The organism is Aquirhabdus parva (genome assembly GCF_003351745.1).
Taxonomy (GTDB): Bacteria; Pseudomonadota; Gammaproteobacteria; order Pseudomonadales; family Moraxellaceae; genus Aquirhabdus; species Aquirhabdus parva.
In genome coordinates, this window is the sequence record NZ_CP031222.1 from 2,873,867 (window position 1) to 2,890,229 (window position 16,363).

The following is a 16,363-nucleotide window of genomic DNA, read 5'->3' on the forward strand; positions in this document are numbered from 1 at the left end:
TCGATCACGGCGATAAGCGGTAAAGCGGTATGGCTAGAATCCAAGAAAGGATTTAAATCTATGAACTCGGATTTATCAGATGTTGTTGATGGGTTAGAACCTAACCTAAGCCAACTAAATAAATTTCTACTAAAAACCATTATTCCTCCTATCGCCCCGCCATAAAAAAAGACCACTCCTTTAAAGAAATGGCCTTTTTAAGATCTCTACCACATCACTTACTATGCCGCGAGGTGTAAGACAGTGGCGGCCGCCATCTAAGCAACCTTCGAGACAAGCCCTGCACCACTTGAGTCATCAGTACCCCCAAGATCGTCACGGTAATCGCACAGATAAGGATGATATCCATATGTGCGCCGACTTCGGCAGTCATCATCAGATTGCCTAAACCCGCTCCCGCATTAAACAACAACTCACTGCCAATCGCAGTAATCCAGGCGAAGGTCACCGCATGCAAGAATCCCGTTAAAATACTCGGAATCGCCGCAGGTAAGCGCATACGCCAAAAGTACTGGCGACGATTGAACTGATAAACCTGTGCCAACTCCGCATGTTGAACATCAACCTGACGTAAGCCCTCATAGGTATTTAGCACTACAGGGAAAAAAGCCGCCAACGTGATGATGAACATTTTGGCTGGCTCGCCATTGCCCATCCAAAGACCAATCAACGGAGTGAGGCCTAAGATCGGGACTTGGCGAATCGAATGATATAGAGGACCAATCAGTGTGTTAGCAATCTTGGATATGGCCATCAATGCCCCAACCAGCAAACCCAAGACGATACCCAGCAGCAGTCCAACGGTCGTGCGATGCAGGCTACCGAGCAGATTAACCCACAGTTCGCCCGAGGCCAGCAAAGCCTTAAGAGATGACCAGACTTGCTGTAGAGGTACGAAGGCATAGGCATGGCTGGCATCCCTGCCTGACATATACTGCCATAGCAATAAGAGCAATACCGGAACCAGCAACCCTTTAAAATCCCAACGCATGATCCAGCGTTTCAATACGGACGGTTCATTGTTTTGGCTCATGTTGAAGTCTCCACCGGTTTCCAGCGACTGAATAAACGCTCGATGATGCGCAGCCCTTTATCCAGTCCAAAGCCAATCAGTCCAGTCAAAATCACGCCAACCATGACGATATCCAGACGCAGCATCTGACGTGCCATTTCCATCATCTGACCGATGCCACTGTCCGCAGCCATGAGTTCCACCGCAACCAGAATTAACCATGATCGACTTAAAGCAATACGAATGCCAGTCAATACAGGCGGCAATGTCGCAGGGAAGATGATTTTACTAAACCAAGTGAAGGGCTTTAACTGATAGACCTTTCCCAGTTCCAGATATTGATTGGGGATCGTACGTACGGCTTCCTGAGTCGCCATAGCGACCGGGAAAAAAGTAGCTTTGACAATGATCACGATCTTCAGGGTTTCATCAATGCCGAAGAACAAGACAAACATCGGGATAAGTACCAGCGTCGGCACTTGGCGTAGCGCTTCAAACAACAAACCAAAATAAGCACGTATCGTCTGCGACAGTGCTAAACCCACCCCAAATAAAACCCCACTGACCACCCCAATACCAAAGCCTGAAAACAGCCGGAAAAGGCTAGCATGCAGATGCGTTTGGAGCTCACCACTGTCTTTGAGCTCAACGAACGCATCCCAGACTACACTCGGTGGCACCACAATTTGCTCAGGAAAAAGTTGGGCTTTGGTCACCCAGTACCATGCCAATAACAACAAAACTGGCGAGATCCATCCCGCCAGTATCCCCAAGGATCGTCGCTGCAGTGGCCAGCTCCACTGAAAAGTTCGTGGCTGCGACTCGGTCTCCTCGTTCCTTACCTCATGTGCAGTCAACAACGTCATGGTTTCGCTCTCGCTGTACTGCTACTCCCCGCGCCATTACCAGTCGTCCAATATTTATCCAGCTTGAGATTTTTCAGCGCGACGGGGATAAATTTAGGTTCAAGCAATTGATTCGAATCCACGGGCTTGCGAATCAATTTAGCGCTCAGCGCGTAACTTGCGACTTGCTGATAATGTTGTGTGAGTGTCGGAGTGAACAGAGGTGACCAGTTTTGCTGCCATGAGCCATATTTATTCTGATACTCCCGTTGGATCACACTCTCAGGTTGCCCAAATTTGGTTTGCTCACGGATGAAGGTATCTTTATTTTTATCTTGTGAAATCCAGTACGCGGCGCGCACGTTCGCATCGACCAAGAGTTGGGTAATCTCAGGATATTTTTGGATGAAATCCGTGGCGCCCCATAGCTCAGCACGCATTTTCCAGTCGTCAGACAAATTCTGTGATGACCAGATGATTTTGCCCACGCCTTTATCCGCGAGGGTATAGGCATCACTCATCGTAAAGAAAGCATCGACACTGCCCGCAGCCAAAGCCGCAGCGCCTGCTTGCGGATTAAGGTTGATGACTTTGATGTCGTTAAAGGTCAGGTTATTGGTTGCCAATAGTTTGCCAAAGCTGACTTCCCAAGGACGACCACGGTGCAGGGCTATCCGCTTCCCTTTAAGATCAGTAATTGAACGAACATTGGAGTTAGGCGGTACGACCAGATAAACATTGTTGCCAACGCTCCCCGGCGCAATTAAGCGGGTTGAAGTGCCCGATGAATTTAAGATAACGGAGGGTAAATCGCCATAAAAAGCAAAATCGATCTGCTTATTGGTAAAGGCTTCATTAACCAGTGTTGCGACCGATGTTGGGGTAATAGGCACCCACTGCAGGGCTACATGACGCTTGGCCAGCTCGGATTTTAAAATCTCATCATTCGCTACGATCTGTGGCGAACCCACAAAACTGACTTTGCCGGAAACGGCATTAGCCACGACCGCAATACGTAGCGCTTGGGGCTCAGTTTCTGCATGGGTCTGCTGGATGAGCAGGGTCACAGGCAATACCAGAGTTAAAACCGTTTTAAAAAAACGCATATGCTTACCTCTCAATCACCGCTATGAAAAGCGGTTAAACGGATGTCTATCGACAAAAAATGATGGATCTCATCCTGATTGAGCAAGAGGCGCGCCAGCTTATTTTTAATAACCGAATTAAAATAACAATGTATTTAATTTCAATTAATTAAATAATTTTAAGGGCAAAAAAATGCTGCATAAAACTGAATTTGTATATTCAATAAAATGCTGATTTTCTATTTTTAAAGCGATTTTGATGAAAATGCAGCAGTTGCATTGTTGATTTTTCAACAGTCGATGTCGGGATTGAATCAGCCTATTTTTCACACCTTATAATTATTATATTTTTCAACATCTTAAATTTTAACTATTCAAACTTTATCGTGGCATGCTTTCTGCAAATCGAGCTCATCTTTTCAATTTTTTGGCCGATGGTCTGGAGTCATCATGAGCAAGTTCCCTACCCCTATTGAGATTCATGACGTGATCCGCGCACGCTGGAGCCCTCGCGTCTTTGATCAGAAGCGTCAGGTGAGTCATGATCAGATTCATAGCGTTTTAGAAGCAGCGCGCTGGGCACCCTCTTCTTACAATCTGCAACCTTGGCGCTTCATCGTCTGGAACAATCATCTCGATACCTCATCTTACGAACGCGCCTTTGCCACAATTGTTGAGAGAAACCAAGCATGGATTGGGCATGCACCAGTATTGATTGCGGTACTGGCTGATACACGCTCAACCGATGGCACGCCAAATAGCAATAACTCCGCGTCCTACGATACCGGTGCTGCAGCGCTGAGCCTTACCCTGCAGGCGCAGGTGCTTGGACTTATTACCCGCCAGATCGGTGGTTTTGATCGTGATGCACTACGAACTGCGTTTAATCTGCCTGAGCATATCCGCATCCTATCCTTGATCGGGCTGGGTTATCACAGTCCACATGACAATCACTTGAGTGAAGAGCTAAAAACCCGTGAATCCGCACCACGGGTGCGAAAACCGCTGGAAGAAATCGCTTTTGCCAATGGCTGGGGGCAGTCATTATTTGCGGAGAATACCCACAAAGAGAAGAACTGAGTTAAGGATAGCCCAGTGAAACGGGCGCTCAAGCCCTTTAAGCGTATTCAGGTCTGGACTGAATACGCTTTTTTTTATGGTCTGTACTTCTCATACTGTTTGAAGTGGGTTTAAACAGACGCAAGTGCTGGCGTTGTCAGAGGCACGATCGACACGCCATGGGCATTGCGCTCATAAGCACGGTAGAGGCTGGCGTAGATGCCATCTTGCGCTAGCAATTGCTGATGGTTATCTAGCTCGACCACTTGCCCATGTTGAATCACGGCGATCTGATCGGCATCGCGAATCGTGGTTAAGCGATGAGCAATGATGATCGCAGTGCGTCCTTCACAAAGCGTGCGCAGTGCACGCTGAATACGGCGTTCGGTAAGCACATCCACGGCCGACGTCGCCTCATCCAAAACCAAAATCGCAGGGTCTGCCACATACGCACGCACCAAACAGACCAGTTGCCGCTGACCATGACTCAGTGCACTGCCGAGCGACCCCACTTGAGTATGGTAGCCGTGGGGCAGCTTCTCCAAGACCTCATCCACACCCAAGGCACGTGCCGCAGCGATCAGCTGGTCATCACTGGACTCAGGTGCAGCCAGACGTAAATTATCCAAGATCGAGCCACTGAATAGCACATTGTCTTGGAGTACGACCCCGACATGGCGCCGTAGATCGGTTTGGCGAATATGGCGGACATCTACTCCATCGATAGTCACTGCACCTTCGTTCACATCATAAAAACGGGTCAGAAGCTGCACCAACGTACTCTTACCATGTCCTGTCGGTCCAACGATCGCCAATACCTGACCGGCAGGAACTTTCAAACTCAGGCTTTCAATCACGGAGCGACCTTTGGCTTGGTAGCGGAAATGAACCTGTTGAAACTCAACATCACCCCTGACTTCAGCGAGTGGCAGGATGCGCTCAGCATCATTCACATCAGGCTTGGTATCCAGCAGTAAGAAAATACGCTGGGCGGAAGCTGTGCCATTGGCATAACGCTCAAACAGATCATTAAGCTCCTGCAGTGGCCCCAAAAAAATAAAAATATAAAACATGCTGGCAGCGACCTGCCCCATGGTAATTACACCCAATGCCATGCCGCGTGCACCCACCAGCAGTAAGATCGCCATTGCCGTTGTGGTCAGTACCGCTGTAAACGGCGCAAACCAGCTGGAACGCAGATTGCCACGGATCAAAGCTTGATTGAAGTTACGCAGTAGACCACGATAGACGTTGAGATTATCCAGTTCACGCCCACCTTGTTTGATCAAGCGCACGCCTGCTACGGTCTCAACCAAATGTGCGGTAAAGCGACTGCGATTCTCAGCCACCACGGCCCAGTTTTTCTGGGAGATGCGCTTAAAGATTATTGTCGCCAGCAACAGTAAGGGAATCACGCCTGCCACGCTGGCAAACAACAGCGGCGAGATATGCCACAGCATAATCCCAGCCACGACTGAGCGCAGAATCGTAGAAAGAAACTCGGGCGGCCCCTGAATCAGTAGTGGCTCCAGCGTATTGACATCACTGTCTGCGCGCGCCGTGATCCGGCCGGCTTTGGTGCGATCAAAGTAACCGACACTCAGCGCCTGCACATGGCGGAAAATCTGAATGCGCAAATCATTGATCACCTGTATCGCTGCACTGCCTGACAGATATTGCCCGACTCCAGCCAGCAGAAAGCGCAGCGACCACGTCAGCCCTAGCCCAAAGGTCGCCCAACCCAGTACCGACCAGACCAAGTGATAACCACCCTGAGGATCAGGCAACAAGCCATGGTCAATCACAACGCGTACCAACCACGGTCTAAAAAAGATTGTCACCACCAACAGAATCTCAATCAGGATGGCACCCATCACAAACTTGCGCACTGGGCGCAGTAATGGCCATAAACGCCAGAACATCCCGCGATCCAATGACTGCTTGGCCAGCGCTTCTTCGAGCTCAATATCACTGAGCGCCTTATTTCCTCGAATCATGTTGTTATATTCCCATCAATTCACGGTATGCCGCGCTGGTTTCTTTGAGCTGATGATGCGTGCCTTGGGCTTGGATATGCCCATCTGCGAGGACGATGACGCGATCCGCCATAAGTACGGTCGATAGTTTGCTGGATACGATCAGTATGGTGATCGGATGACCGTTGTTTTGTTGATACTGTCTGACGTTATGCAGAATGGTTTGTTCAGTCGCTGCATCCAGCGCACTGGTCGCATCATCGAGTCCCAGAATCGAAGCGCGGGTTAACAGTGCACGGGCTAAACAAATACGCTGACGCTGACCACCCGATAGCGTGACCCCACGATCACCCAGCCGTGTCTCAAGACCATGCTCAAGGCGTTCAAGCACCTCACTCGCTGAAGCCAAACGCAGCGCTTCTAGCAACTCCTCGTCCGTGGCGTCGGATGCAGACTGACGCAGATTGCTGGCGAGTGTATCCGAGAAGAGAAAGCTCTCTTGCGGCACCACATGCACGCGTTGACGTAGCTCACTTAAATCCAGATGCTGGATATTTTGCCAACCATGCTGATCGTTGCCGATTGCGACGATTCCCTGATCTGCATCCATCAAACGCGGCAGCAGGCTCATCAGGGTACTCTTGCCCGAACCCGTTTGACCGACCAAAGCAACGATCTCACCCGGATTCACTTTAAAGGTACACTGCTGCAAGATCGCCTTACCGCCACCTTGTGCAGAGACTTTAACAAGATCAAAAGACAAACCCAGCGCGGTATCAGCCACCGCTTCCGCACCACTTAAAATCTCAGGCTCCGCGTCCAAGACATCCCATAGTCTTGCTGCGGAAGAGCGCGCATCGGCAAAGACCTGCATGACGCGACCTATCGTTTCTATGCGCAGAATCAAAGTATTGGCAATCAACACTGCTGCAACCAATTCGCCTAAATTTAGACGCCCTTGACTAACCAGCCACGCGCCATAACCCAATACCCAGACATGACCCAGTGCAATCACCATCTGTGGTAAAGGAATGCGGGAGGTAGCATAGGCCAGTGCAGTGCGGGCATGCGTCGTAAAGACTTGAACCTGCTGACTAAAACTTTCAATGCGAATAGGCTCTAGTGCAAAAGCCTTAATCACCCGCACACCTGCCACCCCCTCACTCAAGTTTTGATTGACTTGGTCATAGGCCTGCCCCACCGCCCGATCCAGTGTTACCAAGTGATTGGTTTGCTGCACCAGAATCAAGATGCCACCGAGAGTCAACAGCAACGGAACCAACCCAAGCCAAATGTCATACCAGCACATGATCCCTACGGCGGCGAGCACCACCACTCCTGTTTCAAAAACTTGGCGCCAGAAGTTAATCAGTGCGTCACGCAACTTGTCGGCATCCCGTGTGGTGCGGGTGACGATCTCGCCCACCCCATGCCGCCAGTGATACGCCAGATCCAACCGCTGTACTTGCGACAGAATGCGTTCACGCAGGATGAAAAGCAGATCCTGACCGATGGTCAACGACATGATGCCTGCCAGATACTGTAAGACCCCACGTGTCAGTGCGACACCGATTAAGACCAAAAGCCAGAATAACGCCACGTGATAATCCAGCACGCCGTTGGGCAACTGCACCACAGCCACGTGTCGCTCCACATCATGGACCGCACGACCAATCAACCACTGCTGTCCCGCTAGGCTTAGATTGACGATCAAAAACAAGCTCGCCGTCAGCGTAAAGCCCCATGGCATATAGCGATAAAGCAGCAGGCAGCGCAGCAATGGATAGCGCTGATTAAATGTGTTTACCTCGGACATATCGAGAACCTTAAAAGACTACACAAACCTATTTTTTTTAATGAGATATGGCTGATGACATCCCTCATCACTGCATCAGGTCGCATCATTTTTTTAGCATAACGTTTTATCTAATTTTCTAAATCGATATCAAGACAAGAACTGCTGCACCCCGTATTGCTACGCAGCAGCTCCTGAATTTCATGACTCTTGATCAACGTATAAAGATGGCTAATGTTTTAAGCAGCGCTATCCTGCTTTTTGACAAAGCCCATACTCCACTGCTGGTCCAGCACGCCCGGGCCAAACTCTTTAGATCCACCCAAATATTCAGCGACACCTTGGAAGTAAGCGCCCTCTTCAAGATTTAAAATAAACTTAGAGACCTCAATGATGCTCTGCCCCCAGAACGTGGCTCCGCCATTGGCTTCCAAAATCGCAGGCGTATGCGGATTGGCACGAATTACATCATTGATGAAAGCCGGCTCACCGGGACGGCGATCAACATAGACAGGGATTTCGCGCGCCAAGGTATGGCGCTGTGCCGCCGCGTAAAGGATGGGCAACACACGATGCGAGCTTGCCCAGCCACCTAAATAAGGGGTGTGAACATGAATGACCACATGAACATCGGCATTGGCTTCAAAGATCGGCGCGTAACGTGACCCCTGACGACCCGCAGCAGCCGCACCATGGACAATTTCACCCTCGAAAGTACCGACAACTGCGCGAGCCTCGGTTTCTCCTTTCCATAAATCAGGAGGGGTTAAGGCAACGACAAGCTTTTGATTGGGTACTCGTACATAAGCCTGAAAAGTTCGCGTTGCAGACAATGTGTTGGTTTCGGTAAGGATACGCAGCGACTTTTCAAAGTCGGCTTTGACGGCTGCGATAAAGGACAGTAACGATGAATCTTGGGATTGAATAGCGGACATGAGATGCTCTCCTGAACAATGAATATCACGTTAGCCTGAATCAATCAGGCGCTTATTGATAACAGTGCAGAAGCTATGCCAAGACAAATATTTAATTTAAGTTATTGTTTATAATTATTTATTTAAATTTTAAGCTTTCATGAGTACCGATCGATTGCGTACTACTAAACACTCAGCTGTTGAGAAATCACCAACAGGCGATTAATGATCTTGGGGGGATTTAGTCAATATGAAGTATGACTTGATGGGAGAAATAACCTGCGGTCTTGTTCTTATAGAAAAATACAATCAGCGCGTCAGATTCATCAAGACTCAAACGCGCCAGAAGTCATTACAGCGTTGCGAGTGATACATCGGTCGATTTAATCAATGCAACAACCGACTTGCCGACATCGAGTTGCAGCTCATCAACCGAACGAGTCGTGATGACAGAAGTAATCACTCCAGCAGCGGTCTCAATATCCACTTCTGAGACGACTGGACCGCGGATGATCTCTTTAATCGTCCCTTGGAATTGGTTACGCACATTAATGGCATGAATGGTCAAAATAACCTCCCTCAAAAGTAGTATTGAATAATATAAATGAATTGCATAACAAGTGATCCAATTCATAAAAAACAGTCTAGCCAAAAAAACACATAAACCAAAAGATGATTTTCAGATGAAGGTATATGCAAAAACGCCATATCACTCGCTCACCAAGAGAGTCGATACGCCTTCAAGTTCTGCAAAATCGGTTTAGCGGCTATTGGTGGCTCAGGGATCAACTCACCAAATTCAGCCAGTGCCTCACGCTTAATCGCCAACAGCTCAGGACTGTGCCGATCCCGTGGATGGGCTTGTGGGACTGAGATAATACGGCGAATACGCCCCGGACGTGGCTCCATAACGACCACCCGATTACCCAGAAAAACCGCCTCTTCAATATCGTGAGTGACCAAGATCATGGTGATTTTTTCAGTGCGCCAGATGCGCTCTAACTCCTGCTGTAAGTGCCCACGAGTAATCGCATCCAGAGCGCCAAAAGGCTCATCGAGCAGTAGGATATCTGGACGATTGACTAGCCCCCGCGCAATCGCCACACGCTGTGCCATGCCGCCGGATAATTGATGCGGATAGGCATGTTCAAAGCCATTGAGTTTGACCAGATCAATATGCTCTTGGATGGTGATTTTTTTTTGTTTTTCGCTTAAAGGCGCATTATTCAGAGCCAGCGCAATATTCTGTGTGACCGTAAGCCACGGCAATAAGCGATGCTCCTGAAAAACCAATCCGCGCTTTAAGCTGGTTCCGACCACGGGCTGATCACCGAGTAAGACCGTCCCCTGAAACTGGTTATCCAGTCCTGCGATCAGTCGCAGTAAGGTGGACTTGCCACAGCCACTGCTACCGACAATACTGATAAATTCACCTGGCTGGATCACCAGTGAAAAGTGCTCCAGCACGGATAGGCTCTGCCCCTTTTGCGTGAAGGACTTGTAGATATTTTGAAGCTGTAAGATGCCTGCGCCCATGGTGAGATCGACCAAAAAAAGAATATCTCAAGATTCTGCAAAGAATATACCAATAATCATGCTATTGATTTTTATATAAATATAAATTTTATCAAAGCTCGAAATGTTTAAAAATCAACAGTTGCTGCTGAATCCTTTATGAAAGAAATTCCATGTTCTATTGATATTGGATAAAGTCATTTATTGGCTTAAGTCCTGCTAAAGGCTTTGTATCAAATATTAAATCTTTGCTTCGAAAGGCTTTCTTGTTTATCGATATCTATAATATAATCGCCGTCCTCCTTGAAGATACCATCAGTATCGACAGTCAGATGGGTTGTTAGCTCAGTTGGTAGAGCAGCGGACTCTTAATCCGTAGGTCGTAGGTTCGAGCCCCACACAACCCACCATTTAATCAATCAAATAAATTAGATAGCATTAGATTCTATTCAAATAAAAAGGGGACTAAACCATGGTTTAGTCCCCTTTTTTTATTACCGAGTTAACTTCAATCAAGCAATCAAAAACTCTTCCAGATGCCGTGCGACCACCGGATAAAGATTCATGGGAATGCTGGGTGCCAGTTTACGCAGCATATGTTTATTGAGCATTTTGACGATACTGATCACGCCATCCAAAGTCTTGTTTACCACAAAATTAAATTTCATCAGTTCTTTTGGACGGATCAATAGTGGCTGCAAAGTCTCATCAAACACCTCGACCAGTAGGTCTACGATCTCTTGTACATCCGTGACACGCCCATCAGAAAGTTTGGCAAGGGCTTGTTTCAGCACGGCGGCAAAATCAGTGGTGATGTTAAACGCCATATAGGGTTTGGAACCACTGCCCAGATCCATCTGATGCATCAAGGTATAGTAGTGCGCGATGACGGGTGGTAAGCGATCATTGGAAATAAAGGGACCGATCCAGCGGATGTAGTGCCGAGCCTTTGATTTGATATCTTCAATCACGGCATTGGCGTCGAGCAAGTCTTTGGAAGGTTGCAGGCGTGAAAGCTCCTCAAAGATGCTGCCGAAACAGGTATCCAGAAGATCACAGTTTGCCTCAATCAACAATTCAAGACCGAGTTTCTTATCGGCATCGCTCACCCGTGAACGGGTACGTTGATAGAGCCCCTCTAACTCCGTAGTAATACGATCTTGCACGGTACTTGCAAGAAACGGCGCATTGATGCTCATTTTCTTTTATTCCAATTTTTGTGATGTTTCGGTTGTTTTTTTTATTGATCTTGAGCTTGATAAAATGCCCAATGATTCACCAATATCATGGCACTAGATGTATAGAAATGGCAAGTCCTGTCAAACAAAATTTTGACATTACAGTACAGTTTTATTGAGATCAGACTCTATCGATCATTAAATCGCCAAAAAATATCTTAACGCGATTCAAACTGCACATCCGCTTTCTTTAATCGGGAAGCGAGTGTCGTGGGCTTGATACCCAGTTTTGCCGCAGCCCCATCCGTACCAAACAATTTACCATTGCAGGCTTTGAGTGCCGCCAGCATGTTGCGATGCTCTAGATCACGAAGCTGAGCATCGGTGAGGATTTGATCCGATGCCGCATTGGAATTGATCACATCACTTGCCGCGATGGATGGGAATGAATCAGACAGTTCAATATTTAAATCTGCGCCGCGTGAGGTGATGAGGGCACGCTCAATCACATTCTGCATTTCACGGATATTCCCCGGCCACTCGTAGTGTTGGAGACGCTGGATATCACTCTTACTCAGGCGACGACCCGGCATTTTAAGACGTTCACTCACGCTCTTTAAAAAGTGTGTCGCTAGCAAAGGAATATCGCTGCGCCGCTCTCTGAGCGCTGGCGAATAAATCGGAAAAACATTCAAGCGGAAGAACAAGTCTTCGCGGAAACGCTTGGCAGCAACTTCACGGCGTAAGTCACGGTTGGTCGCAGCAATGACACGCACCGTCACATTCCGCGTGCGCTCTTCACCCACCCGTTCAAATTGCCCCTCTTGCAGGACACGCAAGAGCTTACTTTGTAGCTCCAGCGGGATCTCACCAATCTCATCGAGAAACAGGGTGCCGCCATTGGCCAGTTCAAAGCGCCCCACCCGATCACGAATCGCACCGGTAAACGCACCGCGCACATGACCAAAGAATTCACTTTCAAACAGATCATCGGGGATGGCTGCACAGTTGACGCGAATCAACGGTTGATCGCTGCGCTTGCTGGCTTGATGGATGGCACGCGCAATCAGCTCTTTACCCGTACCCGACTCCCCGTGAATCAGCACATTGGCATCGGTGGGTGCAACCACATCAATCTGCTTGGCGATTTGCAGGATGGCATCACTCTGACCGACGATCTCGCGGTAGTTATGCTCGGTCAGGATTTCTTCTTGCAGGTAGGCATTTTGTTCTTCCAAGCGTTTTTTAAGTGCTTGCAACTCAGTCAGTGCATTCTGCAATTGAGTCTCGGTGTTTCGTCGTTCCGTGATATCACGAAAAACCACGACTGCACCGACTATGCTGCCTGCTGAGATCACTGGCGTGCTGGTGAACTCGACGGGAAAGAAACTGCCATCGCGCCGCCAGAACACTTCTTGCAGACCCTCGTGCACCACACCATCACGTACTGCGGCATAGATCGGACAGTCTTCCACAGGGTAATGACTACCATCAGCATGGGTATGGTGATGAATGCGATGAATGTTTTTGCCCAGCATCTCTTCAGGCTTCCAACCAAGCATTCGCGCACCCGCAGGATTCACGAAGGTCGCAAGGCCTTCACTATTAATACTATAAATCCCATCACCAACCGCACTGAGCAGTAATTGATTACCGCGTTCTGATTCTTTAAACAGATTGAGAATGGTCTGCCATTCAAGCAGTCCGGCACGCATGGTGCGCTCAGTCTGTGCTTGGTCTTGTTGGTAGCGCTCATGATGCAGATCACGGATCACGAGAACTAAGTGGGGCTTGCCTTTGAGCTTGAGGTAAGTCGCCGAGATTTCGACCTCAATGCGATCACCGTCTTTATGAATGCAAGTCAGTTCATTCGACCATGCACTGCCATTTTCCATAGCCGCTTGCGTGAAGACGACCAGATCAGGCAGTTGTTCACGATGTCCGAGTACTTTGGTCGCAGATAACGAGAGCAACGCTTGTCGTGAATAACCCAGCAATTGACACGCTGCGATATTGACATCATCAAAGCGATTTTCAATTGGATTCAACACCAATAAAGCTTCGCCGCAGTGTTCAAACGCCATATGACGTGCTGAATTGGCCAGCCCCGCTTCTCCTGCGATGTATTCAATCTCATCCACGGCGATCCCCTCAAGCAAAACTACGAAATATCGTATATTAACTACGGATATTCGTAATTATACGATAGTTCGTAGAATTAAACGAGCAAAATAGACACACCACAAATTTTCAAAAATTTAATTATATCTAATCAATTCAATGTATTAATCATAAATACACATCATTTTGAAGCATTAGTTTTCCGTTGGCACAGTCCTCGCAATAACAGGGATAACAGCAGCACGATTTGGCACCACCAATACCCTGCTGTTTAAGCCCCTATCTATTCGGAGAAAATGCGTCATGCCTACCGTCAATATCCCAGCCTATAAAGATGGCGACTTCCTCGTAAACTACGAAGAAAAAGTCTTTGAAGACGTTAAAGCGGAGCCCGGCGAGAAAGCGTTAATCACCTTCCATACTGTGGCGTTTGAAGGCTCTATCGGTCTGGTCAACATGCTGCAAGCCAAACGCTTACTGCGCAAAGGTTTTGAAACCAAAGTCCTGCTTTACGGTCCAGGTGTGCAACTCGGCGTACAACGTGGTTTCCCAACCTTGGGTGCCGAAGCCTTCCCCGGTCACCTTGCCGTCAACAATCAGATCAAAGGATTCATTGCCGAAGGTGGTGAAGTTTATGCCTGTCGTTTTGCCCTGCAAGCCCTCTACGGTCAGACCGAAAAGGCCTTGATCGAAGGCATCCGCGCCATCAATCCGCTGGATGTCATGGACCTGCGCCTGCTGATGCGACGCGATGGCGCGCTCATTATCGACACGTGGACGGCATAAGGAGCAAAGGCATGACGATCATTAAAGCAGCCGCAGTGCAGTGCAGTCCTGTTCTGTATAGCCGTGAAGGCACCATCGCCAAGATCTGTGGCCTGATTGAGTCATTGGGTTTACAGGGCGTGCAATTCGCAGTCTTTCCTGAAACCGTCGTGCCATATTACCCCTATTTCTCCTTTGTGCAGCCCGCCTTCGCAATGGGGGCACAGCACTTGAAGCTGATGCAAGAGTCGGTGGTTGTCCCTTCAGCGGCCACTGAAACACTAGGCGAAGCCTGTCGTAAAGCGAATATGGTGGTCTCGATCGGTGTCAATGAGCGTGCTGGCGGCACGATTTATAACGCCCAATTGCTGTTTGATGCCGACGGCAGCCTAATTCAGCACCGGCGCAAAATTACCCCAACCTATCATGAGCGCATGGTCTGGGGTCAGGGTGATGGATCAGGTTTACGCGCGATAGACAGTCAAGTTGGGCGCATTGGTTCGCTGGCGTGTTGGGAGCACTACAACCCACTGGCGCGCTATGCCCTGATGGCCGATGGTGAGCAGATTCATGCTGCGATGTTCCCCGGCTCACTCGTGGGTGACATCTTTGCCGATCAGATTGAGGTCACCATTCGCCACCACGCACTGGAATCTGGCTGCTTTGTGGTGAATGCCACGGCGTGGCTTGAACCAGATCAACAAGCACAAATCATGCAGGATACCGGCTGTGGCATTGGGCCGATCTCAGGCGGTTGCTTTACCGCAATCGTTTCCCCCGAAGGCAAGCTGCTCGGTGACCCGCTGCGCAGTGGCGAAGGCGTAGTCATCGCTGATCTCGACTTAAGCCTCATTGATAAACGCAAACGGATGATGGATTCGGTTGGGCACTATAGCCGCCCTGAGTTACTGAGCCTGCTGATCGACCGCACCCCAACATCAACCACACACGACCGCATCACAACCCCTCATCCGCAGCACTCGAACCTGGAGCACGCTTATGTTGGCAAATGATCTGATGGCCAATGATTTGATGGCAGAGTTACAGTGTCATGGTGTCCTGTGGGATGGAGAGACTGGCCTTGCCCGTAAGGGTGGCGCAGGTCCTTCCGACCACAAGGCACTGAGCATGGGATCAAGAACGCTGATGATCCCGATCTTGAACCTAGCTTCACGCGAATCCCCCTACTCGGCAAAAATCAGTGCCAATGAAGAAGAAGCCTTTATCTTTCGCGAAGGGTTGCAAGTCGGGACTGTGAGCATTCCGCATATGCCCAAGTTCTATGGACTATCAACTGAGGATGGTACGCCCTATAGCCAGATTGCGACCCTGCATGGTCGTGACGTGTTGGCAACGACCATCTTGCAGCATTGCATCCGTATGAATGACCCTGCAACCGCCTGCCAATTCTGCGCGATCAGCCAATCGCTCAACTCCGGACAAACCATTGCCCGTAAACGTCCGGCACAACTGGCGGAAGTCGCCAAAGCGGCGGTGGAGCTGGATGGCGTCAAGCATATGGTGATGACCACTGGCACCCCGCAGACCTCAGATCGCGGTGCCGCAATCCTCTGTGAATCCGCCGCAGCTGTGACTCAAGCGGTGAATCTTCCCATCCAAGCTCAATGTGAACCCCCTGATGACAACATCTGGTTCCAGCGTCTCTATGACAGTGGCGTCGTGTCACTAGGCATGCACTTGGAAGCAGTCAATCCACAAATTCGCGCTCGTATCATGCCCGGCAAAGCCGAAGTACCGCTCAGCCGTTACTTCGAGGCATTCGCTGCGGCAGTGGATGTCTTTGGTCGCGGACAGGTCAGTACCTACATATTGGCGGGTCTGGGTGATACTGAAGACGAGATTTCCGACATGAGCGAACGCTTAGCAGTAATGGGGGTCTACCCTTTTGTGGTGCCGTTTGTCCCGATTGACGGGACGCCGCTGGCGCAGCATCCCAAACCCAATGCCGAGATGATGATGCGTCTCTATCCTCGCATCGGCAAGCATCTGCGTACCCATGGTTTGCACTCCGAGCAGATCAATGCCGGCTGCGCCAAATGCGGCGCCTGCTCCGCCTTGAAACAATACGAGTAGGAGT

At 49.3% G+C, this 16,363-nt stretch carries 14 protein-coding genes and 1 tRNA gene; 5 read left to right on the top strand and 10 right to left on the bottom strand.

Features of this window, described 5'->3' with window-relative positions:
* Positions 1–214: 214 nt before the first annotated feature.
* Genes HYN46_RS12890 through HYN46_RS12900 form a run of 3 tightly spaced genes read right to left on the bottom strand, consistent with a single transcriptional unit; the run spans position 215 to position 2,963 of the window.
* On the bottom strand, positions 215–1,033 hold the full coding sequence (locus HYN46_RS12890; RefSeq protein WP_114899754.1) for an ABC transporter permease: 819 nt from the start codon (positions 1,031–1,033) through the stop codon (positions 215–217).
* The gene (locus tag HYN46_RS12895) at positions 1,030–1,878 is read right to left on the bottom strand and encodes an ABC transporter permease (RefSeq protein WP_114899755.1); all 849 of its coding nucleotides are present in this window, start codon (positions 1,876–1,878) and stop codon (positions 1,030–1,032) included. Before HYN46_RS12895 ends, HYN46_RS12890 begins: the two co-directional genes overlap by 4 nt.
* A complete protein-coding gene (locus HYN46_RS12900) occupies positions 1,875–2,963 on the bottom strand; it encodes an ABC transporter substrate-binding protein (protein WP_114899756.1) in 1,089 nt (362 codons plus the stop codon). Before HYN46_RS12900 ends, HYN46_RS12895 begins: the two co-directional genes overlap by 4 nt.
* Positions 2,964–3,392: 429 nt before the next feature.
* Here HYN46_RS12900 and HYN46_RS12905 point away from each other — a divergent pair, with 429 nt between their 5' ends.
* Complete coding sequence (locus HYN46_RS12905) at positions 3,393–4,022, top strand: nitroreductase family protein (RefSeq protein ID WP_114899757.1); 630 nt, start codon at positions 3,393–3,395, stop codon at positions 4,020–4,022.
* Between the two features lie 110 nt (positions 4,023–4,132).
* Here the strand turns inward: HYN46_RS12905 and HYN46_RS12910 are convergent, their stop codons facing one another.
* From HYN46_RS12910 to HYN46_RS12930, 5 genes are all read right to left on the bottom strand, one after another.
* On the bottom strand, positions 4,133–5,998 hold the full coding sequence (locus HYN46_RS12910) for an ABC transporter ATP-binding protein (protein ID WP_114899758.1): 1,866 nt from the start codon (positions 5,996–5,998) through the stop codon (positions 4,133–4,135).
* 4 nt (positions 5,999–6,002) lie between these two features.
* Positions 6,003–7,793 (bottom strand): ABC transporter ATP-binding protein, encoded by a 1,791-nt coding sequence (locus HYN46_RS12915; RefSeq protein ID WP_114899759.1) that lies wholly within the window; start codon positions 7,791–7,793, stop codon positions 6,003–6,005.
* Positions 7,794–8,011: 218 nt separating this feature from the next.
* Positions 8,012–8,707 carry a class II aldolase/adducin family protein gene (locus tag HYN46_RS12920; protein WP_114899760.1) on the bottom strand — a complete coding sequence of 232 codons (696 nt, stop codon included), beginning with the start codon at positions 8,705–8,707 and terminating at the stop codon, positions 8,012–8,014.
* A gap of 331 nt (positions 8,708–9,038) precedes the next feature.
* Positions 9,039–9,254 (bottom strand): TOBE domain-containing protein, encoded by a 216-nt coding sequence (locus HYN46_RS12925; protein WP_114899761.1) that lies wholly within the window; start codon positions 9,252–9,254, stop codon positions 9,039–9,041.
* 149 nt (positions 9,255–9,403) lie between these two features.
* On the bottom strand, positions 9,404–10,222 hold the full coding sequence (locus HYN46_RS12930; protein WP_114899762.1) for an ABC transporter ATP-binding protein: 819 nt from the start codon (positions 10,220–10,222) through the stop codon (positions 9,404–9,406).
* 313 nt (positions 10,223–10,535) lie between these two features.
* Between HYN46_RS12930 and HYN46_RS12935 the strand changes: the two genes are divergently transcribed.
* Positions 10,536–10,611 (top strand) — tRNA-Lys (locus HYN46_RS12935).
* A gap of 102 nt (positions 10,612–10,713) precedes the next feature.
* Here the strand turns inward: HYN46_RS12935 and HYN46_RS12940 are convergent.
* Both HYN46_RS12940 and HYN46_RS12945 read right to left on the bottom strand, forming a co-directional pair.
* Entirely contained in the window at positions 10,714–11,400 is a 687-nt protein-coding gene (locus HYN46_RS12940; RefSeq protein ID WP_114899763.1) for a hypothetical protein, read from the bottom strand.
* 197 nt (positions 11,401–11,597) lie between these two features.
* Entirely contained in the window at positions 11,598–13,463 is a 1,866-nt protein-coding gene (locus tag HYN46_RS12945; protein WP_228254948.1) for a sigma 54-interacting transcriptional regulator, read from the bottom strand.
* A gap of 340 nt (positions 13,464–13,803) precedes the next feature.
* On the opposite strand from HYN46_RS12945, the gene HYN46_RS12950 reads away from it, so the two are divergent.
* From HYN46_RS12950 to HYN46_RS12960, 3 genes are read left to right on the top strand one after another with little or no spacing between them, the layout of a single operon-like run.
* Positions 13,804–14,286 carry an MSMEG_0572/Sll0783 family nitrogen starvation response protein gene (locus HYN46_RS12950; protein WP_114899765.1) on the top strand — a complete coding sequence of 161 codons (483 nt, stop codon included), beginning with the start codon at positions 13,804–13,806 and terminating at the stop codon, positions 14,284–14,286.
* An 11-nt stretch (positions 14,287–14,297) separates the two neighbouring features.
* A complete protein-coding gene (locus tag HYN46_RS12955) occupies positions 14,298–15,278 on the top strand; it encodes a Nit6803 family nitrilase (RefSeq protein WP_114899766.1) in 981 nt (326 codons plus the stop codon).
* Positions 15,265–16,359 (top strand): MSMEG_0568 family radical SAM protein, encoded by a 1,095-nt coding sequence (locus HYN46_RS12960; protein ID WP_228254810.1) that lies wholly within the window; start codon positions 15,265–15,267, stop codon positions 16,357–16,359. Before HYN46_RS12955 ends, HYN46_RS12960 begins: the two co-directional genes overlap by 14 nt.
* Positions 16,360–16,363: the final 4 nt, after the last annotated feature.